The sequence below is a fragment of the Actinacidiphila epipremni genome (assembly GCF_012034175.1).
Classification (GTDB): Bacteria; Actinomycetota; Actinomycetes; order Streptomycetales; family Streptomycetaceae; genus Actinacidiphila; species Actinacidiphila epipremni.
In genome coordinates this window covers 153,063-175,704 of sequence record NZ_JAATEJ010000007.1, presented here as the reverse complement: position 1 = coordinate 175,704, position 22,642 = coordinate 153,063, and the positions used below count along the sequence as shown (strand labels likewise).

Annotated in this window: 21 protein-coding genes and 1 riboswitch; of the genes, 3 read left to right on the top strand and 18 right to left on the bottom strand. The window is 74.6% G+C overall.

The genetic code is table 11. From position 1 onward, the window contains the following. Positions 1 to 6: 6 nt before the first annotated feature. The 11 genes from HCN08_RS12225 to HCN08_RS12175 form a co-directional block, all read right to left on the bottom strand. Positions 7 to 1,119, bottom strand: coding sequence for a hemolysin family protein (locus HCN08_RS12225; RefSeq protein ID WP_167983021.1), 1,113 nt, complete (start codon positions 1,117 to 1,119; stop codon positions 7 to 9). Further along, entirely contained in the window at positions 1,116 to 2,498 is a 1,383-nt protein-coding gene (locus HCN08_RS12220; protein WP_167983020.1) for a hemolysin family protein, read from the bottom strand. Before HCN08_RS12220 ends, HCN08_RS12225 begins: the two co-directional genes overlap by 4 nt. Positions 2,499 to 2,706: 208 nt before the next feature. Beyond that, positions 2,707 to 3,243 (bottom strand): PH domain-containing protein, encoded by a 537-nt coding sequence (locus HCN08_RS12215; RefSeq protein ID WP_407648742.1) that lies wholly within the window; start codon positions 3,241 to 3,243, stop codon positions 2,707 to 2,709. Then, complete coding sequence (gene hisG, locus HCN08_RS12210; protein ID WP_167983019.1) at positions 3,240 to 4,088, bottom strand: ATP phosphoribosyltransferase; 849 nt, start codon at positions 4,086 to 4,088, stop codon at positions 3,240 to 3,242. Before hisG ends, HCN08_RS12215 begins: the two co-directional genes overlap by 4 nt. A 146-nt stretch (positions 4,089 to 4,234) precedes the next feature. After that, positions 4,235 to 4,507 carry a phosphoribosyl-ATP diphosphatase gene (locus tag HCN08_RS12205; RefSeq protein ID WP_167983018.1) on the bottom strand — a complete coding sequence of 91 codons (273 nt, stop codon included), beginning with the start codon at positions 4,505 to 4,507 and terminating at the stop codon, positions 4,235 to 4,237. Positions 4,508 to 4,541: 34 nt separating this feature from the next. Next, complete coding sequence (gene ribH / locus HCN08_RS12200) at positions 4,542 to 5,027, bottom strand: 6,7-dimethyl-8-ribityllumazine synthase (RefSeq protein ID WP_167983017.1); 486 nt, start codon at positions 5,025 to 5,027, stop codon at positions 4,542 to 4,544. Further along, entirely contained in the window at positions 5,024 to 6,346 is a 1,323-nt protein-coding gene (locus HCN08_RS12195) for a bifunctional 3,4-dihydroxy-2-butanone-4-phosphate synthase/GTP cyclohydrolase II (protein WP_167983016.1), read from the bottom strand. The genes ribH and HCN08_RS12195 overlap by 4 nt, the downstream gene beginning before the upstream one ends. Further along, positions 6,343 to 7,029, bottom strand: a complete 687-nt coding sequence (locus tag HCN08_RS12190; RefSeq protein WP_167983015.1) for a nicotinamide mononucleotide transporter family protein — start codon at positions 7,027 to 7,029, stop codon at positions 6,343 to 6,345. The genes HCN08_RS12195 and HCN08_RS12190 overlap by 4 nt, the downstream gene beginning before the upstream one ends. Next, positions 7,026 to 7,646: a riboflavin synthase gene (locus HCN08_RS12185; protein ID WP_167983014.1), complete on the bottom strand. Its 621-nt coding sequence runs from the start codon at positions 7,644 to 7,646 to the stop codon at positions 7,026 to 7,028. The genes HCN08_RS12190 and HCN08_RS12185 overlap by 4 nt, the downstream gene beginning before the upstream one ends. Before the next feature lies 1 nt (position 7,647). Next, positions 7,648 to 8,715 (bottom strand): bifunctional diaminohydroxyphosphoribosylaminopyrimidine deaminase/5-amino-6-(5-phosphoribosylamino)uracil reductase RibD, encoded by a 1,068-nt coding sequence (gene ribD, locus HCN08_RS12180; protein ID WP_240970032.1) that lies wholly within the window; start codon positions 8,713 to 8,715, stop codon positions 7,648 to 7,650. A gap of 156 nt (positions 8,716 to 8,871) precedes the next feature. Further along, positions 8,872 to 9,002: riboswitch (FMN riboswitch) on the bottom strand. Positions 9,003 to 9,139: 137 nt separating this feature from the next. Further along, on the bottom strand, positions 9,140 to 10,318 hold the full coding sequence (locus HCN08_RS12175; RefSeq protein WP_167983012.1) for an ROK family transcriptional regulator: 1,179 nt from the start codon (positions 10,316 to 10,318) through the stop codon (positions 9,140 to 9,142). Positions 10,319 to 10,414: 96 nt separating this feature from the next. Between HCN08_RS12175 and HCN08_RS12170 the strand changes: the two genes are divergently transcribed. Beyond that, positions 10,415 to 11,635, top strand: coding sequence for an MFS transporter (locus HCN08_RS12170; protein WP_167983011.1), 1,221 nt, complete (start codon positions 10,415 to 10,417; stop codon positions 11,633 to 11,635). 49 nt (positions 11,636 to 11,684) lie between these two features. Here HCN08_RS12170 and HCN08_RS12165 read toward each other — a convergent pair whose 3' ends face one another. Further along, entirely contained in the window at positions 11,685 to 13,112 is a 1,428-nt protein-coding gene (locus HCN08_RS12165) for a uracil-xanthine permease family protein (RefSeq protein ID WP_167983010.1), read from the bottom strand. A 520-nt stretch (positions 13,113 to 13,632) separates the two neighbouring features. Beyond that, positions 13,633 to 14,475 carry a helix-turn-helix transcriptional regulator gene (locus HCN08_RS12160; RefSeq protein WP_167983009.1) on the bottom strand — a complete coding sequence of 281 codons (843 nt, stop codon included), beginning with the start codon at positions 14,473 to 14,475 and terminating at the stop codon, positions 13,633 to 13,635. Positions 14,476 to 14,611: 136 nt separating this feature from the next. On the opposite strand from HCN08_RS12160, the gene HCN08_RS12155 reads away from it, so the two are divergent. Both HCN08_RS12155 and HCN08_RS12150 read left to right on the top strand, forming a co-directional pair. Continuing rightward, the gene (locus tag HCN08_RS12155; RefSeq protein ID WP_167983008.1) at positions 14,612 to 15,493 is read left to right on the top strand and encodes an NAD-dependent epimerase/dehydratase family protein; all 882 of its coding nucleotides are present in this window, start codon (positions 14,612 to 14,614) and stop codon (positions 15,491 to 15,493) included. A 48-nt stretch (positions 15,494 to 15,541) separates the two neighbouring features. Continuing rightward, positions 15,542 to 16,252 (top strand): DUF5995 family protein, encoded by a 711-nt coding sequence (locus tag HCN08_RS12150; RefSeq protein WP_167983007.1) that lies wholly within the window; start codon positions 15,542 to 15,544, stop codon positions 16,250 to 16,252. Here the strand turns inward: HCN08_RS12150 and HCN08_RS12145 are convergent. The 5 genes from HCN08_RS12145 to HCN08_RS12125 all read right to left on the bottom strand — a co-directional run bounded on the left by HCN08_RS12145 (position 16,213) and on the right by HCN08_RS12125 (position 22,381). Next, positions 16,213 to 17,916 carry a flavin monoamine oxidase family protein gene (locus tag HCN08_RS12145; protein ID WP_167983006.1) on the bottom strand — a complete coding sequence of 568 codons (1,704 nt, stop codon included), beginning with the start codon at positions 17,914 to 17,916 and terminating at the stop codon, positions 16,213 to 16,215. The two genes, HCN08_RS12150 and HCN08_RS12145, sit on opposite strands and share 40 nt — an antisense overlap. After that, positions 17,913 to 18,698 carry a carbon-nitrogen hydrolase family protein gene (locus tag HCN08_RS12140; RefSeq protein ID WP_240970017.1) on the bottom strand — a complete coding sequence of 262 codons (786 nt, stop codon included), beginning with the start codon at positions 18,696 to 18,698 and terminating at the stop codon, positions 17,913 to 17,915. Before HCN08_RS12140 ends, HCN08_RS12145 begins: the two co-directional genes overlap by 4 nt. Positions 18,699 to 19,385: 687 nt before the next feature. Next, complete coding sequence (locus HCN08_RS12135) at positions 19,386 to 20,333, bottom strand: PRC and DUF2382 domain-containing protein (RefSeq protein WP_167983004.1); 948 nt, start codon at positions 20,331 to 20,333, stop codon at positions 19,386 to 19,388. Positions 20,334 to 20,464: 131 nt separating this feature from the next. Beyond that, positions 20,465 to 20,920, bottom strand: a complete 456-nt coding sequence (locus tag HCN08_RS12130; protein ID WP_167983003.1) for an Lrp/AsnC family transcriptional regulator — start codon at positions 20,918 to 20,920, stop codon at positions 20,465 to 20,467. 21 nt (positions 20,921 to 20,941) lie between these two features. Beyond that, complete coding sequence (locus HCN08_RS12125; RefSeq protein WP_167983002.1) at positions 20,942 to 22,381, bottom strand: GuaB1 family IMP dehydrogenase-related protein; 1,440 nt, start codon at positions 22,379 to 22,381, stop codon at positions 20,942 to 20,944. Positions 22,382 to 22,642 lie beyond the last annotated feature (261 nt).

Below are 22,642 nucleotides of genomic sequence, written 5' to 3'. Positions count from 1 at the left end.
GACGGCTCAGCGGCCGGGTGTCAGCGGCCGGTGCCGGTCGGCGGCGACGGCGGCGCGGACCAGCTCGCCGGGCTCGGTGCGGTGGGAGCGGTGGGAGGGGTCGGTGACCTCGCCGACCAGCATCTCCAGCACGTCCTCCAGCGCGACCAGCCCCAGCACCCGCCCGCCGCCGTCGGCGACCGCCGCGAGGTGCGAGGCGGCCCGCCGCATGGAGGTCAGCGCGTCGTCCAGCGGCAGGTCGGCCCGCAGGGTGATGATCGGCCGCCACAGCCGGCGCGGCACCGGGCGGTCCTGGTCCTCCAGGTCCAGCACGTCCTTGACGTGCAGATAGCCCAGGAACCCGGGCCCGGCGTCGGAGTCGGCGGCGACCGGGAAGCGCGAGTAGCCGGTGCGTACCGTCAGCTCCTCGACCTGCCGGGCGGTCACGGACGGGCCGAGCGTGATGAGCTGGTCCGGGGTGAGCAGCACCTCGGTGACCGGGCGGGTGCCCAGCTCCAGGGCGTCCTCAAGGCGCTCCTGCTCGTCGGAGTCCAGCAGCCCGGCCCGCCGGGCGTCCTCGACGAGCACGGTCAGCTCGGCGCTGGTGAAGACCGCGTCGACCTCGTCCTTGGGCTCGACGCGGAAGGCCCGCAGGATCAGCCGGGCGCCGGTGCCGAGCACCACGATGACCGGCCGGCAGATCCGGGCGAAGCCGACCAGGCCGGGGCTGAGCCGCAGCGCGGTCCGCTCCGGGTCGGCCATGGCCAGGTTCTTCGGCACCAGCTCGCCGATCACCAGGTGCAGGAAGACCACCAGCGCCAGCGCCAGCACGTACCCGATCGGGTGCACCAGGTCCTCGGGCACGTGCACCGCGGTGAACACCGGCTCCAGCAGGTGCGCCACGGTCGGCTCGGCGACCGCGCCGAGGGTCAGCGAGCAGACGGTCACGCCGAACTGCGCGGCGGCCATCATCTGCGGCAGGTGCTCCAGGCCGTACAGCACGGTACGGGCGGCCCGCTGGGTGGCGGCGAGCGGTTCGATCTGGCTGCGGCGCACCGAGACCAGGGCGAACTCGGCGCCGACGAAGAAGCCGTTGCCGAGCACCAGCAGCAGCGCGACCAGCAGCATGAGCGCGCTCATCGGCCGCCCTCCCGCGTCCCGCCGGCGGCGTCCGTGCCGCCGCTGCCGCCGCCGGTGGCGTCGCCGCCGCCGGCCGGGGCGGTGCGGACGATCCTGACCCGCTCGGCGCGGTGGTGCCCGACCTCGGCGACCCGCAGCCGCCAGCCGGGCAGCTCGGCGGTGTCGCCGACCTCGGGGATCCGCCCGAGCAGGTCGGCGACCAGGCCCGCGACGGTCTCGTACGGGCCCTCGGGCGCCTCCAGCCCTATCCGGGCCAGCTCGTCGACCCGGCAGCCGCCGTCGGCGTCCCACGCGGGGTTGCCGTCCTCGGCGGGCACCTGGGCGAGTTCGGGCAGGTCGATGGCGTCGTGCTCGTCGCGGACCTCGCCGACCAGCTCCTCGACGATGTCCTCCAGCGTGACGACCCCGGCGGTGCCGCCGTACTCGTCGACGACGACGGCGATCGGCTGCTGGCTGCGCAGCAGCTCCAGCAGCGGCTGGGCGGCCAGCGTCTCGGGGACGAGCAGCGGGACGACGGCGATCCGGGCGACCGCGGTGCGGTCGCGCCGCTCGGCGGGGACGGCGAGGGCGTCCTTGAGGTGGACCATGCCGACGATGTCGTCCAGCCGGTCGCGGTAGACCGGGAAGCGGGACAGGCCGGTGGCCCGGGTGAGGTTGAGGACGTCCGCGGCGGTCGCGGTGTCCTCCAGGGCGCTGACCCGCACCCGCGGGGTCATGACGTTCTCCGCGGTGAGGTCGGCGAGCGACAGGGTGCGCACGAACAGGTCGGCGGTGTCCTGCTCCAGGGCGCCGGCGCGTGCGGAGTGCCGGGCGAGCGAGACCAGCTCGGTGGGGGTGCGGGCGGAGGCCAGCTCGTCGGCGGGCTCCACGCCGAGCATCCGCACCAGGCGGTTGGCGGCGCCGTTGAGCAGTTCGATCACCGGCCGGAAGGCGCGGGAGAACGCGCGCTGCGGTCCGGCGACCATCCGGGCGACGGCGAGCGGCCGGGAGACCGCCCAGTTCTTCGGGACGAGCTCGCCGATGACCATCTGCACCGCGGACGCGGCCATCATGCCGGCCACGACGGCGATACCGGGGGCGGCGCCGCCCGGTATGCCGGCGCCGCGGATCGGGCCGGTCAGCAGGTCGGCGAGCGCGGGCTCGGCGAGCATGCCGACCACCAGCGAGGTGATGGTGATGCCGAGCTGGGTGCCGGACAGCTGGAAGGAGAGCTTGCGCAGCGCGGCCACCACGCCGGCGGCGCGGCGGTCGCCCTCGGCCGCGGCGCGCTCGGCGGCCGGGCGCTCCACCGTCACCAGGCCGAACTCGGCGGCGACGAAGAAGCCGTTGGCGATCACCAGGACGGATGCGGCTGCGAGCAGCAGCAGGGACGTGCTCATGAGGCCGCCGCTCCCGGTTCTCCGGAGGAAGGGGCGGCGCTGGTACTACCGGACGGTGCGTCCATCGGGGTGTGGGTGTCACTCCTCGGTCGGGCGGTCGGGTCTGCGGGCGTGCCGCGCGGGCAGGCCCCGGATCCAGAGTAGTAGGCGGCCCGCCGACCGCGAAGGACGGCGGGCCGCGACGGTGGCGTACGGGCCGGGCGGGCGGTCAGCCGGGGCCGGCCTGGTCACCGCCCCGCCCGGGGCGCTCGGGCGCCTCGCCGAGGGCGGTCACCAGCTCGCGCAGCAGCCGGGCGTCGTGCAGGGCCTGCCGGCGGGCGATGCCGGGCTGGATGCCCATGACGGCCAGCGTGGTGCCGTCGGCGAGGTCCAGGTGGACCCAGGCGTCGCCGGGCCGCAGCCGGACGCCGAGCACTTCGGCCCAGGCCAGCCGCCGCCGGACGACGACGTTGACCACCGTGAGGCCGCCGCGGTCGGCGACGGCCTTGGGGCGGCTGAGCAGCACCAGTACGGCCAGGGCGAGCACGCCGAGGACGGCCACCCCCACCCGGTCGCCGGTGCTCCACGGGGAGGCGCCCTCCTCGGGCATCAGCACCGCGAGGACCAGGAACGTGCCGAGCAGCAGTATGCCGACCGTGAGCAGTACCACACGGGTGAGCAGCGGCCGGAAGGTGACCGGCAGCCGGGCGGCTGCCTCGGCGCGGGCCCGGTCCCGGTCGGCGCGCTCGCCGCCGGTGGCGTTCACAGCCGGGCGGCGTGGATGCCGGTGGTGAGGATAGCGCGGGCGCCCAGGTCGTACAGCTCGTCCATGATCCGCTGTGCGTCGTCGGTGGGGACCATGGCGCGGACCGCGACCCAGCCCTCGTGGTGCAGCGGGGAGACAGTCGGCGACTCCAGGCCGGGGGTGAGGGCGACGGCCCGCTCGACGTGCTCGGCGCGGATGTCGTAGTCCATCATCACGTAGCGCCGGGCGACCAGGACGCCCTGCAGGCGGCGCAGGAACTTCTGCACCTTGGGGTCGTCGGCGGGCGCGCCGACCGGGCGGACGACGACGGCCTCGGAGGCCATGATGGGCTCGCCGAAGGCCTCCAGGCCGGCGTTGCGCAGCGAGGTGCCGGTCTCCACGACGTCGGCGATGACCTGGGCGACGCCGAGCTGGATCGCGGTCTCGACGGCGCCGTCGAGGTGCACGACGGTGGCGGCCACGCCGTTGTCGGCCAGGTGCTTCTCGACGACGCCCTCGTAGGAGGTGGCGACCGTCATCCCGCCGAGGTCGGCGACGCTGCTCGCGGTGCCGGGGCGGGCGGCGTAGCGGAAGGTGGAGCGGGCGAAGCCGAGCTGGAGGATCTCCTCGGCGCTGGCGCCGGAGTCCAGCAGCAGGTCGCGCCCGGTGATGCCGATGTCGAGCCGGCCGGAGGCGACGTAGATGGCGATGTCGCGCGGGCGCAGGTAGAAGAACTCCACGTCGTTGGCGCTGTCGAAGAGCACCAGCTCCTTGGACTCCTTGCGCTGCCGGTAGCCGGCCTCATGGAGCATGGCCGCCGCGGGTCCGGACAGTGAGCCCTTGTTCGGGACGGCGATGCGCAACATGGGGTGGGGTTCCTTCGTGTGGGATGCGTACAAGATACGTACGGGATGCGTGCGGGATGCGTGCGGGAGCTGGTGCCAGGGGGTGCCACGGAAGCGGGCGTGGCCGTACGGCCCGTGCCCCTTGCGGGGCGCGCGGGCCGCACGGCTCACAGATGGGCGTAGACGTCGTCCAGCGAGATGCCGCGGGCGACCATCATCACCTGGACGTGGTAGAGCAGTTGGGAGATCTCCTCGGCGGTGGCGGCGGCGCCCTCGTACTCGGCGGCCATCCACACCTCGGCGGCCTCCTCGACCACCTTCTTGCCGATCGCGTGCACGCCCTTGCCGACCAGTTCTGCGGTGCGGGACGTGCCGGGGTCGCCGGTGGCGGCCTTGTGCTGCAACTCGGAGAAGAGCTGCTCGAATGTCTTGTTGGCCATGGTGGTCCCTAGCCTACGGGGAACCGCCCCGGGCTCACCGCCACGGCTCGGATAGTGAACGGATGACGGTGGCGGTGGCGACCGCGGCGGTGACCGCCTCATGGCCCTTGTCCTCGTTCGACCCGGGCAGTCCGGCGCGGTCCAGCGCCTGCTCCTCGGTGTCGCAGGTGAGCACGCCGAAGCCGACCGGCACCCCGGTGTCCACGCTGACCTGGGTGAGCCCGGCGGTGACGCCCTGCGAGACGTACTCGAAGTGCGGGGTGCCGCCGCGGATGATGACCCCGAGCGCGACCACCGCGTCGTAGCCGCGGCCGGCCATCGCCTTGGCGACGACCGGCAGTTCGAAGCTGCCGGGGACCCGCAGGAGGGTCGGCTCCTCGATGCCGAGGTCGTGCAGGGCGCGGATCGCGCCGTCCACCAGGCCGTCCATCACCTGCTGGTGCCACTGGGCCGCGATCACCGCCACCCGCAGGTCGCCGCAGTTCTTGACGGTCAGCTCGGGGGCGCCCTTGCCGCTCACATCTCTCCTCGGTGCTCGGTGCCGTTTCCGGCGTCGACGGTGCGGGGGCGGGCCACGGTCTCCAGCCAGGGCAGGTCGTGCCCCATCCGGTCGCGCTTGGTCCGCAGGTACCGCAGATTGTGCTCCCCGGCCCCGACCGGCATGGGCTCGCGTCCCAGCACGTCCAGGCCGTGCCGGACCAGCGCGCCGGTCTTGGCGGGGTTGTTGGTGATCAGCCGCAGCGAGCGCACCCCGAGGTCGGTGAGGATCTGCGCGGCGGCGCCGTAGTCGCGGGCGTCGGCGGGCAGGCCGAGTTCGAGGTTGGCGTCCAGGGTGTCGCGGCCCCGCTCCTGGAGTTCGTAGGCCCGCAGCTTCGACAGCAGGCCGATGCCGCGGCCCTCGTGGCCGCGCAGGTACAGCACGACGCCGCGGCCCCGCTCGGCGATCCGGCGCAGCGCCTCCTGCAACTGCGGGCCGCAATCGCAGCGCTGCGAGCCGAAGACGTCGCCGGTGAGGCATTCGGAGTGCACCCGGACCAGGACGTCGGTGCCGTCGCCGAGGTCGCCGGCGACCAGCGCGATGTGCTCGACGCCGTCGGCGGTGCTGCGGTAGCCGTACGCGCGGAAGTCGCCGTACGCGGTGGGCAGGGTGGTGTCGGCCTCGCGGCGCACGGTGGGCTCCGCGGAGCGGCGGTAGGCGATCAGGTCCTCGATGGAGATGATGGCCAGGCCGTGCTTGCGGGCGAAGGAGACCAGGTCGGGCAGCCGGGCCATGGTGCCGTCCTCGCGGGCGATCTCCACGATCGCGGCGGCCGGCCGCAGCCCCGCGAGCCGGGCGAGGTCCACCCCGGCCTCGGTGTGGCCGGGCCGCACCAGCACCCCGCCGCTGCGGGCGCGCAGCGGGAAGACGTGCCCGGGGCGTACGAAGTCGGCGGCGAGCGCGGTCGGTTCGGCCAGCAGGCGGATGGTGGCGGCGCGGTCGGCGGCGGAGATGCCGGTGGTCACGCCGTGCGCGGCGCCCGCGTCGACCGAGACGGTGAAGGCGGTGCGCATCGACTCGGTGTTGGCGTCCACCATCTGCGGCAGGTCCAGCCGGTCGAGGTCGGGGGCCTCCATGGGCGCGCAGATCAGCCCGCGGCACTCGCTCATCATGAACGCCACGATCTCCGGGGTGATCTTCTCGGCGGCCACGACGAGGTCCCCCTCGTTCTCCCGGTCCGCGTCGTCGACCACGACGACCGGGCGGCCGGCGGCGATGTCGGCGATGGCCCGCTCGACCGGGTCCAGCCCGAGGTCGGCCTCGTCGTACCAGTCGTCCTGCAGTGCGGTCACGGCGCTCATGCCGTCACTCCTTCCGCGACGGAGGTGCTTGGCTGGGCCTGCGGCTGCCGGTCCGCGCGAGCCGCTGCGGCTCGGCGGGTCTGCTGCCACCAGGCGTACATCCCGGCGATGACCAGGACGAAGTAGATGATGTAGACCAGGCCGGAGAAGGGCAGGCCGCTGTGGAAGTTCAGCGGCACCCCGACCAGGTCGACGGCGAGCCAGGCGAACCAGAACTCCACCCAGCCGCGCGCCTGGGCGTACATCGCGGCGAGCGTGCCGGTGAAGATGTACGCGTCCGGCCAGGGGTTCCACGACAGCGACGGGTAGGCCAGGAACAGCGCGGCGACGGCGGCGGTGCCGGCGCCGGTGGCGGCCACCAGGACGGCGCGCTCGCGCCAGGTGGCGAAGCGGACGGCGACCTGCCCGGCGTCGGCCCGGCCGCGCCGCCAGCGGTACCAGCCCCATACGGCGACGGTGATCACCACGAACTGCTTGCCGACGCCGCCGCCGAGGTCGGCCGACCAGAAGGCGGCGACGAGGACCACGCCGGACAGCAGCTGCACCGGCCAGGTCAGCAGCGCCCGCCGCCAGCCGAGCGCGAGCGCGGCCAGGCCCAGCAGGTTGCCGATCATGTCCGACCACATGACGTGCTGGTCGAAGGCGGTGAACGCCTCGCTGTCCAGCCAGTGCAGGGCGCTCATCGCCGGTCCCCGGGTGCCGGTACGGCCGCCCGGTCGCCGAGCATGCGCTCGACGTACTTGGCGATGACGTCCACCTCCAGGTTGACCGGGTCGCCGGGCTGCTTCAGGCCCAGCGTGGTCAGCTCCAACGTGGTGGGGATGAGGCTGACGGTGAAGTGGTCGGCGGCGGCATCCACGACGGTCAGGCTGATGCCGTCCACCGTGATGGAGCCCTTCCCGACGACGTAGCGGGACAGTTCCGCGGGCAGCGAGATCTTCACGATCTCCCAGTGCTCGCCGGGGACGCGCTCCAGCACCGTGCCGGTGCCGTCCACATGGCCCTGGACCAGGTGCCCGCCGAGCCGCCCGCCGAGCGCCATGGGGCGCTCCAGGTTGACCCGGGAGCCCGGGCGCAGGGCGCCGAGGCTGGAGCGCTTGAGGGTCTCGTCCATGACGTCGGCGGTGAAGCTGCCGTCGCCGAGCTCCACGACGGTCAGGCACACCCCGTTGACGGCGATCGAGTCGCCGTGCCCGGCTCCCTCGGTCACGACGGGCCCGCGCACGGTGAAGCGGGCGGAGTCCGACTGCTCCTCGATCGCGGTGATCTCACCCAGTTCTTCGACGATTCCGGTGAACACGTCACTTCTCCTGTAGGGCAGCGGGGACGGCGGTGACGCGCAGGTCGGGCCCGAGGCGGGCGACGTCGGTCACGTCGAGCCGCAACGCCTGCGCGATGGTGCTGATTCCTGCCGGGCCGAGGGCGCCTGGCCCGGCGCCGAGCAGCGCGGGGGCCAGGTAGCCGACGACGGTGTCGACGGCGCCGGCGGCGACGAACGCGCCGGCGAGCGTCGGTCCGCCCTCCAGCAGCACGGAGCGGACGCCGCGGGCGTGCAGTTCGGCGAGCAGCGCGGCGACGTCGAGTCCCGGGCGGCCGTCGGCGGCCGGGAGGCGGACGGTGTCCACGCCGGTGAGGTGGGAGGTGTCGGCGTCCTTGCCGACCGCGACCAGCGTCGGGGCCGCGTCGTCCAGGACCCGCGCGCCGGGGGCGGTACGGGCCCGGGAGTCGACGACCACCCGCAGCGGCTGGACGGCGCCGGGGATGCCGCGGACGGCGAGCTGCGGGTCGTCGGCGCGCAGCGTGCCGGAGCCGACGACGACGGCGTCGGCCTCGGCGCGCAGCCGGTGCACGTCGGCGCGGGAGTGCTCGGAGGTGATCCAGCGGCTGGTGCCGTCGGCGGCGGCGATCCGCCCGTCGAGGGTGGCCGCGTACTTCCAGCGCACGTACGGGCGCCCGCGGCGTACCGAGGTCAGCCAGGCGATGTTGACGGCCTCGGCCTCGGCGGCCAGCAGTCCGCTCTCGACGTCGACGCCCGCGGCGCGCAGGGTGGCGGCGCCGCCGGCGGCGGCCGGGCTGGGGTCGGCCACGGCGTGCACGACGCGGGCGACGCCGGCCTCGATGAGCGCCTGGGCGCAGGGGCCGGTCCTGCCGGTGTGGTTGCAGGGTTCGAGGGTGACGACGGCGGTGCCGCCGCGGGCGGCCGGTCCTGCCGCGCGCAGCGCGTGCACCTCGGCGTGCGGGCCGCCGGCCGTGTGGTGCCAGCCCTCGCCGGCGATCCCGCCGGCCGTGTCGAGGATCACACAGCCCACGACGGGGTTGGGGGCGGTCGCGCCGAGGGCGCGGGCGGAGAGCGCGATGGCTCGGCGCATCGCGTCGGTTTCCGTGGTGGTGGCCACCGGGTCCTCCTGCCGCATCGGGCACGGACTCCGGGGCGAGCGGGACACGCACGCCGGGGGCGCCTCGCACTGCGGCCGGCAGGTCCGGGGGGACCCGCCGCCATGGCGGCGCACCGTCGTGAACGCCCGCCGCGCACTGCCTCCCATCCGGACTTTCACCGTCGGTCCAGGAATTTCACCTGGTCAACCGGCCACTGGAGGTGGCCGGGTCGCGGACTGTAACCGCCGGTTCGGAATTACACCGACCCCGGAGTGCGCAAACGTCACTGGTACGGGATCTATTTTGCCACGCCTGCCGGGCGTGTCTCCAGGGGGTTTTCCGGCGGCGGGCTCCCGGGGCGCCGGAGCGGGTGCCGGTTCGGGCCGGTTGGGGCCAATTCGGGGCGGTTGGCGGGATTCAGGGCTGCGGGCTGAAGAGAGCGTCCTGGGCGCGGTCCATCGCCGTGATGACGGCCCCGCGCAGGATCGGCCCGGAGGGCACGGCGGTGGCGAGCACCCGGGTGCGCAGCGGCGACAGCAGCGCGAGGCGGCCGGCGACCCGCTCGGCGAGGTCGGTGCCGCCGGCCGCGCCGACCTCGCCGGCGAGCACGACGGTGCCGGGGTCGAGGACGGCGCAGATCGCCGCGGCGCCCACCGCGATCCGGCCGGCCAGCTCGTCGAGGAAGGCCGGGCTGCCGGCGCGTACGGCGTCGGCTGCCGCGGCGGCGTCGGCGAGCGGGCCGGCGGGGATGCCGTGGGCGCGGGCCAGGGCGCACACCGCGTGGCTGCCGGCCAGGCCGTGGAAGCCGTCGTCGCAGTTGGTGGCGGTGGGCAGCCGGCCGCCGGCGGCGACCGGCAGGAAGCCGACCTCGCCGGCGCCGCCGGAGGTGCCGCGGCGCAGCCGGCCCTCCAGCATGAGCGCGGCGCCGACGCCGCCGCCGATCCACAGCAGGACGAACGTCTCGTCGGGGGCGCCGCCGCGCAGCCGCTGCTCGGCGACCGCGGCGAGGTTGACCTCGTTCTCCAGCAGCACCGGCACACCGGTCCTGCGGCGTACCTCGTCGACGAGGTCGGCGTGCCAGGCGGGCAGTTCGCCGGTGGCGGCGAGCCGTCCGGTGCCGGGGTCGACCAGGCCGGGCGCGCCGCAGGCGACGGTGTGCAGCGGTTTGCCGCCGGCCGCGTCGAGCAGCAGCCGTACGCCGGACTCGATGGTGGCGGCGGGGTCGGCGCCGTCGGGGACGGTGAGCCCGGCGCGGGTCAGGGTGGTGCCGAGCAGGTCGGCGATCTCCACGCCGATGCTGTCGACGCGTACGTCGAGCCCGGCGACGTACGCGCGGCCGGCGACGATGCCGTAGACCCGGGCGTTGGGGCCGCGGCGGGCGGCGCCGGACTCGCCGACGACCTCGATCAGCCCGGACTCCTGGAGGCGCTCGACGAGGTCGGCGACGCTGGGCCGGGAAAGGCCGGTCAGCTCCTTGAGCTGGGCGGCGGTCAGGGGGCCTTCCCGGTGGAGCAGGTGCAGGGCCAGCCGGTCGTTGATGGCCCTGGCCGTACGCGGCGAGGCGTTCCGGCCGGGCTGCGGGCGGGTGGCGGTCATGCGGGCGATCCTTCCAGACCGGCGGGCGGGGTTCGGACGCCGTCGGTGATGCCGGGGGCTTAACTTTCAGGCAGGCTTCCTGATAGTTTACGCGCCATGACGACGCCCGCTTCCGACGCCGCCCCCTGGTCACCGGCCAGGGTCCGGCGCTTCCACCTGGCCATCGCCACGGTCTTCGCCGTGCACGGCGCGGTGGCCGGCACGTTCGCCACCCGCATCCCCTGGATCAAGGACCATCTGGGCCTGAGCGCGGGCGAGTTGGGCGCCGCCCTGATGTTCCCGGCGATCGGCTCGGTGCTGATGATGCCGCTGGCGGGCCGGCTGATGCACCGGCTGGGCTCGCGCACCGCGCTGCGGCTGCTGCTCGCGCTGTGGTGCGCGGTGCTCGCGCTGCCGCCGCTCGTACCGGGGCTGCCGTGGCTGTGCCTGGCGCTGCTGGCGTTCGGCGCGAGCGCCGGCATGGCGGATGTCGTGATGAATGCCGTCGGGGTGTCCGTCGAGGAGCACAAGGGCAAGTCGATCATGTCCGGGCTGCACGGCATGTGGAGCGTGGGCACCCTGGTCGGCGCCGCGATCGGCGTGCCGGCCGCGCACGCCGGCCTCGACGGGCGGATCCACCTCGGGGCGGTCGCCGGGGCGCTGGTGCTGGTCGCGCTCGTGCTGTGCTCGCAGGTGCCCGACATCCACCCGGCCGAGGACCAGGAGGCGCCGCCGCGGTTCGCGCTGCCGCCGCGCTCGGCGCTGGTGATCGGGGCGGTCGGCTTCTGCGGGGTCTTCGCCGAGGGCGGCACCGCCGACTGGTGCGCGGTCTTCCTGCGGGACATCGCGCACGCCTCGCCGGCGATAGCGGCGCTGGCCTACACCGCGTTCTCCTGCACGATGGCCGCCGCCCGGCTGATGGGCGACCTCGCGGTGCGCCGGCTCGGCGCGGTCACGGCGGTCAGGACCGGAGGTGTGGTGGCGACCGGGGGCGGGCTGCTGGTGGTGCTCGCGCACTCCCCCGCGCCGGCGATCGCCGGGTTCGCGCTCATCGGGATCGGCATCTCGGTCGTGGTGCCGCTGTGCTTCGCCGCCGCCGGCCGCAGCGGCTCCAACCCCAGCCAGACCATCGCCGGTGTCGCGACCGTCACGTACACCTCGGGGCTGGTGGCGCCGGCGGCGATCGGCGGCATCGCCAGTGCCACGTCGCTGACGGTGTCCTTCGCGCTGGTCACGGCGCTTACGCTGGGTCTGGTGGCCGGCGCCGGCGTCGTCAGGACGCGCGGCACCACGCAGGTCGGGGGCGCCGCCGCGCCCGCGCCGGTGGCCGCCGAATAAGCCCGCCGGGGGACGGGCGGCCCCGACCGGAGTGGGAGCCGGCCCGGTGTCACCCGTCCCCCGGCGCTTCCTTCTTCTCCCGCCTTACGTCCCCGGGTCCGCCCTCCTGCTCCACGTCCCCGGATCCGCCCCTGGGTGTGTCGGCGGCCTCGCGCAGGGCGGCGGGCGCGACCAGCCGCAGCCCGTGGTAGCCGGCCAGCACCACGATGGTGCCGAACGCGATGCCGCTGAGCGAGAAGCTGCCGGTGACGTCCAGCGTGACGTTGCCGATGCCGGCGACCACTCCGCCGGCGATCGGCACCAGGTTCAGCGGGTTGGCGAGGTCCACCCGGTTCTCCACCCAGATCCTGGCGCCGAGCAGCCCGATCATGCCGTAGAGGATGACCGTGATGCCGCCGAGCACCCCGCCGGGGATCGCCGCGACGACGGCGCCGAACTTGGGGCACAGGCCGAAGAGGATCGCGAAGCCGGCGGCGGCCCAGTAGGCGGCGGTGGAGTAGACCCGGGTCGCCGCCATCACCCCGATGTTCTCGGCGTACGTGGTGGTGGCCGGGCCGCCCAGCGCGCTGGACAGGACCGTGGTGCCGCCGTCGGCGGCGATCGCGGTGCCGAGCACCGAGTCCAGCCGGTCGCCGGTCATCTCGCCGACCGCCTTGACGTGCCCGGCGTTCTCCGCGATGAGCGCGATGACCACGGGCAGCGCCAGCACGACCGCGGACCCGTCGAAGGACGGCGCGTGCGTGGCCGGCCAGCCGAACCAGGCGGCGCCGCCCACCTCGTGCAGGTCCAGCCGCCAGTGCCCGCCGGTGTGCCCGGTGGGGGTGTGCTTGACGCCGAGCCGGCCGAAGACCCGGTCGAAGAGCCAGGAGACGCCGTAGCCGAACAGCAGCCCGAGGAAGATGGCGATCCGGCCCCAGAAGCCGCGCAGCGCCACCAGGGCGAAGCCGGTGAAGGCCAGGGTGAGCAGCGCCGTCCACTGGTCCTGCGGCCAGTACGTGCCGGCGGCGACCGGCGCGAGGTTGAAGCCGATCAGCAGCACCACCGCGCCGGTCACCGGCGGCGGCAGCACCGCGTGCACCACATGCGCGCCCAGGCCCCGTACCGCGAGCCCGCACGCGCACAGCACCGCGCCGGTCACCAGCAGCGCGCCGGTGAGCGTCGCGCTGTCGCCGCCCTGCGCGCGGACGGCCGCGGCCACGCCGACGAAGGACAGGCTGCTGCCGAGGTAGCTGGGCACCCGGCCGCCGGTGGCGAGCAGGAACAGCACGGTGGCCACCCCCGACATCAGCACCGCGAGGTTGGGGTCCAGGCCCATCAGGACCGGCGCGACGAAGGTGGCGCCGAACATCGCGACCACGTGCTGGGCGCCGAGCCCGGCGGTGCGGCCCCAGCTCAGCCGCTCGCCGGGGCGGACCACCGCGCCGGGCTGCGGGCTGCGGCCGTCCCCGTGCACCGTCCAGCCGACCCCGCGCACCATCAGCCCCGCTCCTCCCCGCCGTCCCGTGGGTTTTCACACCGTAGGTGGCCGCCGATGAGCCGCGGGGGCGCGCGGACCGGCCGGGCCGGGGGTTCACGCGGTCGGCGCACACGGGGCGGGGGGTGCCGGTGGAGAGGTCACATCACGGCAGGTGGGGGGGTTCGGCGGACGCGCACGGGGGAATCGCGCCCGCCGAACCGAGCATTACGTTACCGGCGCATGGCGCCCCGGCGGGAGGGCGCAACGGGCAATTCATTCCGCGGGATTACGCCATGGCACAGGCGCGCCCTCACCAACCGTGCGCTGTACGGCAGTTGGGCGGTCCCGGGACGGCGGGCGGGCGAACACGGGTGCGGTTCCGCTTGCGCTTGCGGCACGGGCGCCGGTAGGCAACCCGCGGGCGCCCGCGGCCGGTTCCGGCGCGGGCGGCGGTACGGGCGCGGTGCCGGCGCCAGTTGAGGTGCCGGTACGGGCGCCGGTGCGGGCGACGGTGCGGGCGGCGGTGCGGGTGCCGGCGCGATCAGCCGGCCGTCAGGTCCTGGAGCCCCACGACCCGCAGCAGTTGCAGCCGCTCGTACGCCTGGCTGCCGGGCCGGGCGGTGTAGACGATCAGCCGCTGGTCGTGCTCGGTGCTCAGCAGCACCTCGCAGTCCAGCGCCATCTCCCCCACCACCGGGTGCAGGAAGCGCTTGGCGTCCGAGCGCCGCACCGCGACCTCGTGCTCGTCCCACAGCCGGGCGAAGTGCGCGCTGGTGGAGCGCAGTTCGGCGACCAGCGCGGCCGGGCGCGGGTCGTCGGGGCGGGCGGCGAGGACCGCGCGCAGGTTCGCCACATGGCCGCGGGCCAGCGCCTCGCGGTCCTCGGCGGGGAAGATGGCGGCGGAGCCGGGGTCGGTGAACATCCGCCGCACCACGTTGCGCATCGCCGGCGGCCGGGCCGAGACGTCCCCGACCAGGGCGGCGGCCATCGCGTTCTGCGCCAGCACGTCGCCGAAGTCGCTCACGACCTGGGCGGGTGTGTCGTGCAGCCGGTCCAGGACCAGCAGCAGCCCGGGCCGTACGTGCCCGCTGCCGGACGCCTCGCGCGGCGGCTGCTCGCCGCCGAGGTGGAACAGGTGGTCGCGCTCGTCCGCGGTCAGCCGCAGCGCCCTGGCCAGCGCGCCCAGCATCTGCCGCGAGGGGCGCGGCCCGCGGGCCTGCTCCAGCCGGGCGTAGTAGTCCGGCGACATGCCCGCGAGCTGGGCGACCTCCTCCCGGCGCAGTCCGGGGGTGCGGCGCCGGGCGCCGCCGGTCAGGCCCACGTCGGCGGGGGCGAGCCGGGCGCGGCAGCGGCGCAGGAAGTCGGCCAGTTCGGGTCGGTTCACCCGTCAAGGATGCGGTGGGCCGGCGCGGCTATCCAGGCAGTGGCGGTCCCTGGATCGGAAGGTCTCTCCCGGTGGCCGGCCCGTCGCCCCAGGGTGGGGGGCGTATACGGTCCACGTCTTCGCAGGGGAGCTGTTCATGAGGATTCTGGTCACCGGGGCCACCGGTCAGGTCGGCCGCCGGTTCGTGCCGCGGCTGCTGCGGCGCGCGGCCGGCGCCGAAGCCGGCGCCGGCGCCAGCTCCGTACGGCTGCTGGTGCGCGACGCGGGGCGGGCCGAGCCGTTCGCGCGGGCGGGTGCGGAGGTCGTCGCCGGGGAGCTGGGGGCGGCCGGGGACGTCCGGGCGGCGGTGGCGGGGGTGGACGCGGTCGTCAACATCGCGGCGTCCTTCCGCGGGGTGCCGGACGAGGAGTCCTGGGCGGTCAACCGCGATGCCGCGATCGCGCTGGGCGAGGCCGCAGCGGCGGCGGGCGTGACCCGCTTCGTACAGGTCAGCACCAACCTCGTCTACGGCGCCGGGCGCGGCCGGCCGGCCGTCGAGGACGACGACACGCTGCCGGGCTCGCCGATGTGGGGCGCCTACCCGGCGGCGAAGAAGGAGGCCGAGCTGCGGCTGCTGGCGCTGCACCGGGAGAGCGGCATGGACGTCCGGGTGGCGCGGCTGGCCTTCGTCTACGGCGAGGGCGATCCGCACCTGGCGGACTCGCTGCGCTGGGCCGCGCACTGGCCGGCGCACAAGCGGCTGCAGACCGTGCACCACGCGGACGTCGCGCAGGGCCTGCTGCGGGTGCTGTACGCGCCGGGTGTCGCCGGCCGGGTCTACAACATCGCCGACGACGCGCCGGTCTCGGCGGTGGAGCTGCACTGGCTGAACGGCGTGCCCGTCCCGCAGGACAGCGCCGGCCGGCCCTTGGACGACCCGTGGGACGGCGTGGTCTCCACCACCCGTATCCGCGACGAGCTGGGCTACCGCCCGCTCTACCCGTCGGTGTGGACCGCCCGGGACGCCGGCGTGCTGTGACGGCGTGCCGCCCGCCGCGGGCGGGGCCGGGCGGCGAGACTGCCGGGCATGACGACGGATGTGGCGGGTGTGCTGGCGCGGATGCGGGGTGCCGAGGCGGGGCTGCCGTACGAGGACGGGGTCGCCGTCTTCACCCGGGTGTACGGCTCGGTGACCGAGGAGGTCGCGGCGCGGCTCGCGGGCGGCGGCTTCGCCGACCGGGTGCTGGCCGCCGACCTCGCGGTGCGGTTCGCCGGGCGCTTCCTCGCCGCGGTCGAGGACGACACGGCGGGGCGCCGCCCGCCGGCGTGCTGGCGCCCGCTGTTCGCGATGCGCGCCCACCCGGGCATCCGCCCGCTCCAGTTCGCGCTGGCCGGCATCAATGCGCATGTCGGCCACGACCTCGCGCTCGCCGTGGTCGACACCTGCCGGGCGGCCGGCTGCGGCCTCGGCGTCCTGGAGGGCGACTTCGACCGGGTCGGCGGGGTGCTGACCTCGATCGAGGAGCGGGTCAGGGAGGAGCTGATGCCCGGCCCCGACCTGCTGGAGGCCGCCGACCCGCTCACCCACCTCGTCGGCTCCTGGTCGCTGGCCCGGGCCAGGGACGCGGCCTGGGCGGCGGCCCGGCTGCTGTGGGCGCTGCGCGGCCTGCCCGACGCGTACGACGAGGCCGAGAGCCGGCTCGACGCGGGCGTGGGGCTGGTCGGCCGGCTGCTGCTGACGCCGGTCGGGCGCGGGCGTCAGTCCTCGGGCAGCGCCACCGGCGCGATGTCGTCGTAGACGTCGCCGGGCCCGGGGTTGAGCGGGTCGGTGCCGCCGCCGAGGTGGTGCATGACGCCCCACACCGCGTTGAGCGCGGTCTGCACCGCGCCCTCGGCCCAGCCGGCCGTCCACGAGATGTCGTCGCCGGCCAGGAACAGCCCGCGCCGGTCGGCGGGCAGCGCGTCCTGCATGAAGTGGGTGAACAGCCGCCGCTGGTAGCGGTAGTGGCCGGGCAGGTTCGCCTTGAACGCGCCCATGAAGTACGGCTCGTTCTCCCAGGAGACGGTCACCGGGTTGCCGATGACGTGCTTCCTGATGTCGACGCCGGGATATATCTCGCCGAGCGACTTGAGCATGACCTCCATGCGCTCGTGCGCGCTCAGCGGCAGCCATTTGAGGCTGTCGTCGCACCAGGTGTACGACAGGCAGATCGCGGCCGGCCGGTCCGGGCCGTCCTCCAGCAGGTAGGTGCCGCGGGTCATCCGGTCGGTGAGCGTCATCGACATCACGTCCCGGCCGGTGCGCGGGTCCTTGTCGCGCCAGAACGGCCGGTCGACGGGCACGAAGAGCTTGCTGGACTCCATGTAGTGGGTGCGCTCCATCGCCGTCCAGTGGTCGATCGGGAAGAGCGCGTCGTCGCAGGCGATCTTGGACAGCAGCAGCCAGCTCTGCGCGGTGAAGACCACCGCCTTGTACGAGCGGATGTCGCCGGTGGCGTCGGTGACGGTGATCCGGTTGCCGGCGGTGCGGTGCAGGCCGGTGACGGCGGGGCGGGGCGCGCCGCCGTGCAGTGAGGCGAGCGAGGTGCCGCGCGGCCAGTGCACGGCCTTGTCCGGTGCCCGCTCCCACAGCCGGCGCGGCAGCTGCTCGCTGCCGCCGACGATGCCGCGGTGGTCGTCGTCGGCGCCGGTGTAGACGACCCGCAGGATCTCCAGGATCGAGTTGGGGAAGTCGGTGTCCCAGCCGCCGGTGCCGAAGCCGACCTGGCCGAAGATCTCCCGGTGCCGGAAGGAGCGGAAGGCCGGTGAGTCGCACAGGAAGCCGTAGAAGGTCTGGTTGTCGAGCTTTTCCACCAGCGGGTGCCACAGGGCGCGGATCGCCGGGACGTCCCGCTCGCGCAGGGCGCGCTGCATCGCGGCGAAGTCCGCGCCGTCCTCCAGGCAGCGGTTCCAGGCGTCCATCACCTGGTGGTAGACCTCGGGCAGGTCGTCCAGCGTGGTGGCGTAGTGCGACTCGCCCTTGAGGTCGACGACGGTGGAGGGGGTGCCGGGGGCGAGCGGGTTGGGGAAGGGCGCGGAGTCCAGGCCGACGAGGTCGGCGTAGTGCCAGAAGGCGGTGGAGGACGGCGGGAAGCGCATCGCGCCGAGCTCGGCGGTCAGGGCCGGGTCGCAGCCGTCGAAGCCGACGGTACGCAGCCGGCCGCCGATCCGGTCGGCCTCGTAGACCACCGGGCGCAGGCCCATCTTGAGCAGTTCGTACGCCGTGACGATGCCGGACAGGCCGCCGCCGATCACCGCGACCTCGGTGCCGTGCTCGGTGGGCGGCACCGCGCCCAGGCCCGCGGGGTGGGCGAGGAAGTCGTCGTAGGCGAAGGGGAAGTCGGGGCCGAACATGGTGATGGGCGGTTCGGTCTGCGCCTCGATGTGCTGCTCGTCGTGGACGGCGGTGGGCACGGACGTCATGTGCGGGGGCTCCTGGCGAGGTCTGCGTAGAGGTCGGGGCGGCGGTCGGTGAGGTAAGGGGTGTCGGCGCGGGCGGCGGCGACGCTGTGCCGGTCGGCGTCGCCGAACAGCAGCGCGGGGCTCGCGCCGGCCCGGGCCCGCACCTCGCCGTCGGGCCCGGCGAGGCAGCTCAGGCCCGCGAAGTCCAGGCCGCCGTGCGGGCCGCAGTGGTTGGCGTAGGCGACATGGAGCCCGTTCTCGTACGCGCGGGCCGGCACGAGCACGCGCGGGACGTTCTCGTACGGGCGCGTCAGCGCGGTGGGGACGGCGAGCACGTCGGTGCCGGCGAGCGCGTGGGCGCGGGCGGGCTCAGGGAACTCGATGTCGTAGCAGACCAGCAGGCCGATCGTGAGGTCGTCGAGGCGGGCCTGCACGAGGAGGTCGCCGCCGGGGGCGAAGGCGGCGCGCTCTTCTTCGCCGTACAGGTGCGTCTTGCGGTACGTCGCGAGGGTCTCGCCGTCCGGGCCGACGAGGGCGGTGCTGTTGTAGACCGCCGTGCCGTCGCGCTCGGGCCAGCCGTACACCACGGCGACGCCGTACCTGCGGGCGAGCGCCGCCGCGCACTGGGCCGCGGGCCCGTCCGCGGGCTCGGCCACGCGCGCGGCCTCCCGGCCCAGCACGTAGCCCGTCCACGACAGCTCGGGCGCGACCACGAGCCGCGCCCCGCCCCTGGCCGCCCCCTCCACCACCGCGCCGAGCGCCTCCTCCCCGGGCGCGATGCCCTGAGCTACAGCGATCCGCAAGAGTTCCTTCTTTCCCCAAGCCAAGTCCCCCTCGACGCTACGACCCCACCCCCGCCCCCACCACCCCCATCCCTTGCGCACCTATGCGCCATCCGTTGCGCATTTCCCCCTCCCCCCACCGATCCATTGCGCCCCGGCCCCCCAGGAGCCCCGACCTGTTCACTTCGGAACACGCGGCTGCGCCGCGGGGTGCTTTTTTCAGGAGCGCGGGGCCGTTGTCGACCTGCGGCTACCGCCGCGCGGGCGCGACCGGCGGGGGGTTGCGGCTGCGCCGCGGGGTGCCTTTCAGGGGCGCGGGGAACTGCGCGACCAGCCACATGCGGCCCGCAGGTCGTCACCGACCCAAAGGGGCTGTTCGGTCCGATCCGGACCACCGGCCGGTGACCGGTTGCGCGCGCAGTTCCCCGCGCCCCTGGTGGTCGGCGTCCGACGTAGACGCAAGCCCCCGCCGAGCGCGCCCACGCGGCGCCAGCCGCACAACAAACACAGCCCCGCGCCCTGGTTGTCACCGTCCGGCGCAGCCGCAGCCCCTGGGTGGTCGCGCCCGCGCGGCGGTAGCCGCACAGAGAACACAGCCCCGCGCCCCTGGCTTGCCGGCCCGCGGCGCAGCCGCAGGCCGGCGTCCGGGCAGGGGGGAGGGCCCGGCTTCCCCGGGGGAGGGGGAGGGCGGGCCCTCGGGGAAAAGGGTTACGCTTCGTCGCCCGGGAGGGGATCGGTCGGGGCCTGCATGTCCGTTTCGATGCGCTCCTTGCGCACCCTGCCCCGAACCTTCTTCTCCTCCACCTGCTCCTCCACCCGCATCCGGACCCGCTCCTTGGCGACGACCTCCGTCTCGACGACGGGGCTCTCCTCGTGCAGGGTCACATAGCGGTCCGCCTCGCTGATCTGCGCACCGGTGCGCAGCGCCTCGCGGTCGGCGGGGCTGAGGGGCTCGCGTTCGAGCGTGACCTCCTCGTGCCGCAGCGGCACCGTCTGCTCGACGTCCTCGACCTCGACGTACTTGTGCAGCCTGGCCTTCCCCGCGGCGTGCCGCTCGACCTTGACGTGCATCTCCTCCTCGGAGCGCGTCAGGAACTCGCCGCCCTCCCCGGCGCCCGCGGCGGAGCGTTCGGGGGCCCCGGTGCGGCCGGCCATCGCGCCGGCTCCGGCGCCGGTGCCGGCCGCCGCGGCGGACTTGTCCATGCCGCCGGCCTCACCGCCGGCACCGGTCCGCGCGGAGCGCCCCGCAGCCGCCCCGGCCGCCGCGCCCCCGGCGCCCGCCGCCCCGGCCGTACCCGCCGCTGCGGACTTGTCCGGGGACATGCCCTTCTCACCGGTGCGCTCGATCCCGTAGTAGCGGTAGAGATGCTGCTCCTCCTCCACCGACAGGTGGCCGCCGGAGTCGACGTCCACATTGGGCGCACCCTTGATCTTCTCCTTGGGGTACGGCACCTCCAGGTGGTCCTGGACCAGCCGCGCGGAACGGGTCGGCACGAACGTCTCGTTGCTGCCGAAGAACCCGGTCTTCACCGTCACCCACTCGGGGTTGCCGGTGTTGTCGTCCAGATACATGTGCTTGGCGTCGCCGATCTTCTTCCCTTCGGCATCGTGGACCGGTTGGCCCACCACCTGGGGTATCTGCTCGCGGGTGATCATGCTCGCCTCCTCGGGGCTGCCGTGACCAGGGAACGGTCACTCATCGGATTACCCCCGGAGTGCTGGCAAAACCTGCCAATTCCGACATTTTGCCCAATCGCCCGCATGACCTGGCAAAACCCCAGGTCGGCTCATGCCGGGCTGCCCGCCCCGTAGCGCCGCAGCAGCGGCGAGAGGACCAGCACCGACTTGGTCCTGGTCACGAAGGGCTCGCCGGCGATCCGCTCCAGCACCTGCTCGAAGTGCCGCACGTCCGCCGCGAAGACCTGCACCACCGCGTCCGCCTCACCGGTCACGGTCGAGGCGGACGCCACCTCCGGGTAGCGGGCCAGGCCCCGCCTGATGTCGTCCGGCGAGGTGTTGTGGCGGCAGTAGAGCTCCACCAGCGCCTCGGTCTGCCAGCCGAGCGCGGCCGGGTCCACCCGTACGGTGAAGCCGGTGATCGCGCCCGCCGCCAGCAGCCGGTCGACCCGGCGTTTGACGGCGGGCGCCGACAGCCCCACCTCGGCGCCGACGTCGGCGTAGGTGCGGCGGGCGTCGGCGGCCAGCGCGTGGACGATGCGTTCGTCGAGTTCGTTCAGCGGCACATCCGCCGACGCTACCGCCGGCTACTGCCAGCTGGCGTGCAGGGGCTTGCCCTCGGCGTATCCCGCGGCGCTCTGGATGCCGACGATCGCGTTGCGCTCGAACTCCGCGAGCGAGCCGGCGCCGGCGTACGTGCAGGCGCTGCGCACCCCGGCGATGATCGAGTCGATCAGGTCCTCCACGCCCGGCCGCGCCGGGTCCAGGAACATCCGCGAGGTGGAGATGCCCTCCTCGAACAGCCCCTTGCGGGCCCGGTCGTACGCCGACTCCTCGCTCGTGCGGTTGCGCACCGCGCGGGCCGAGGCCATGCCGTAGGACTCCTTGTACAGCCGGCCGTCCGCGGCCTGCTGGAGGTCGCCGGGCGACTCGTACGTGCCCGCGAACCACGAGCCGATCATGACGTTGGACGCGCCGGCCGCGAGCGCCATGGCCACGTCCCGCGGATGCCGCACCCCGCCGTCGGCCCATACGTGCTTGCCGTGCCGGCGGGCCTCGGCGGCGCACTCCAGGACCGCGGAGAACTGCGGCCGGCCGACGCCGGTCATCATCCGGGTGGTGCACATCGCGCCGGGGCCGACGCCGACCTTGACGATGTCGGCGCCCGCCTCGATCAGGTCCCGGGTGCCCTCGGCGGACACCACGTTGCCGGCCACGACCGGCACCGCCGGGTCGAGGGCGCGTACCGCGCGGACCGCGGCGAGCATCGACTCCTGGTGGCCGTGCGCGGTGTCCACCACCAGGGTGTCCACACCCGCCTTGAGCAGCTGGGCGGCCTTGCCCGCCACGTCGCCGTTGATGCCGACCGCGGCGGCGATCCGCAGCCGGCCTTCGGCGTCCACCGCGGGCTGGTAGAGGGTGGCGCGCAGCGCCGCGGTCCTGGTCAGGATGCCGGCGAGCCGGCCGTCGGCGTCCACCGCCGGGGCGAGCTTGCGGTGCGCGTCCTCCAGCCGGTTGAAGGCGTCCCGCGGGTCGATCCCGGCGTCCAGCACCAGCAGGTCGGCGGACATCACCTCGGACAGCTGGGTGAAGCGGTCCACCCCGGTCAGGTCGGACTCGGTGACCACGCCGACCGGCCGGCCGTCCTCGACGACCACGCCCGCGCCGTGCGCCCGCTTGGGCAGCAGCGACAGCGCGTCGGCGACGGTCTGGCCGGGGGCCAGGGTGATCGGGGTGTCCAGCACCAGGTGCCGCTGCTTGACGTAGGCGACGACATCGGCGACGACGTCGATCGGGATGTCCTGCGGGATGACGACCAGGCCGCCGCGGCGGGCCACGGTCTCGGCCATCCGGCGCCCGGCGATGGCGGTCATGTTGGCCACCACCAGCGGGATCGTGGTGCCCGTCCCGTCGGGCGAGCTGAGGTCCACGCCCTGCCGGGAGCCCACCGCGCTGCGGCTCGGCACCATGAAGACGTCGTCGTACGTGAGGTCGTACGCGGGCCTGACATCGTTGAGGAATTTCACGCGGTAGCTCCCACCTGCGGCTTTGCCATGCTGGCCAGCCGGAGTCAGCACGGAACCAGCACGGTGGCGCTGGTCGGCGCCCCGTCCATCGCACGCTGCGGCTGGGCGCCGGCGCCCGGGGTCGGGCGGTCGTGGATGTCCGTGGCGACGTCAAGTGTAGATCCCGCTGGTCAGCGGGGGGCCTGCGACCGGCGTCCGGCCGCTCCCGGGGGTGTGCGGCCGGTACGCGAGCGAGTTGCGCCATCGGGACATATGTCGGGC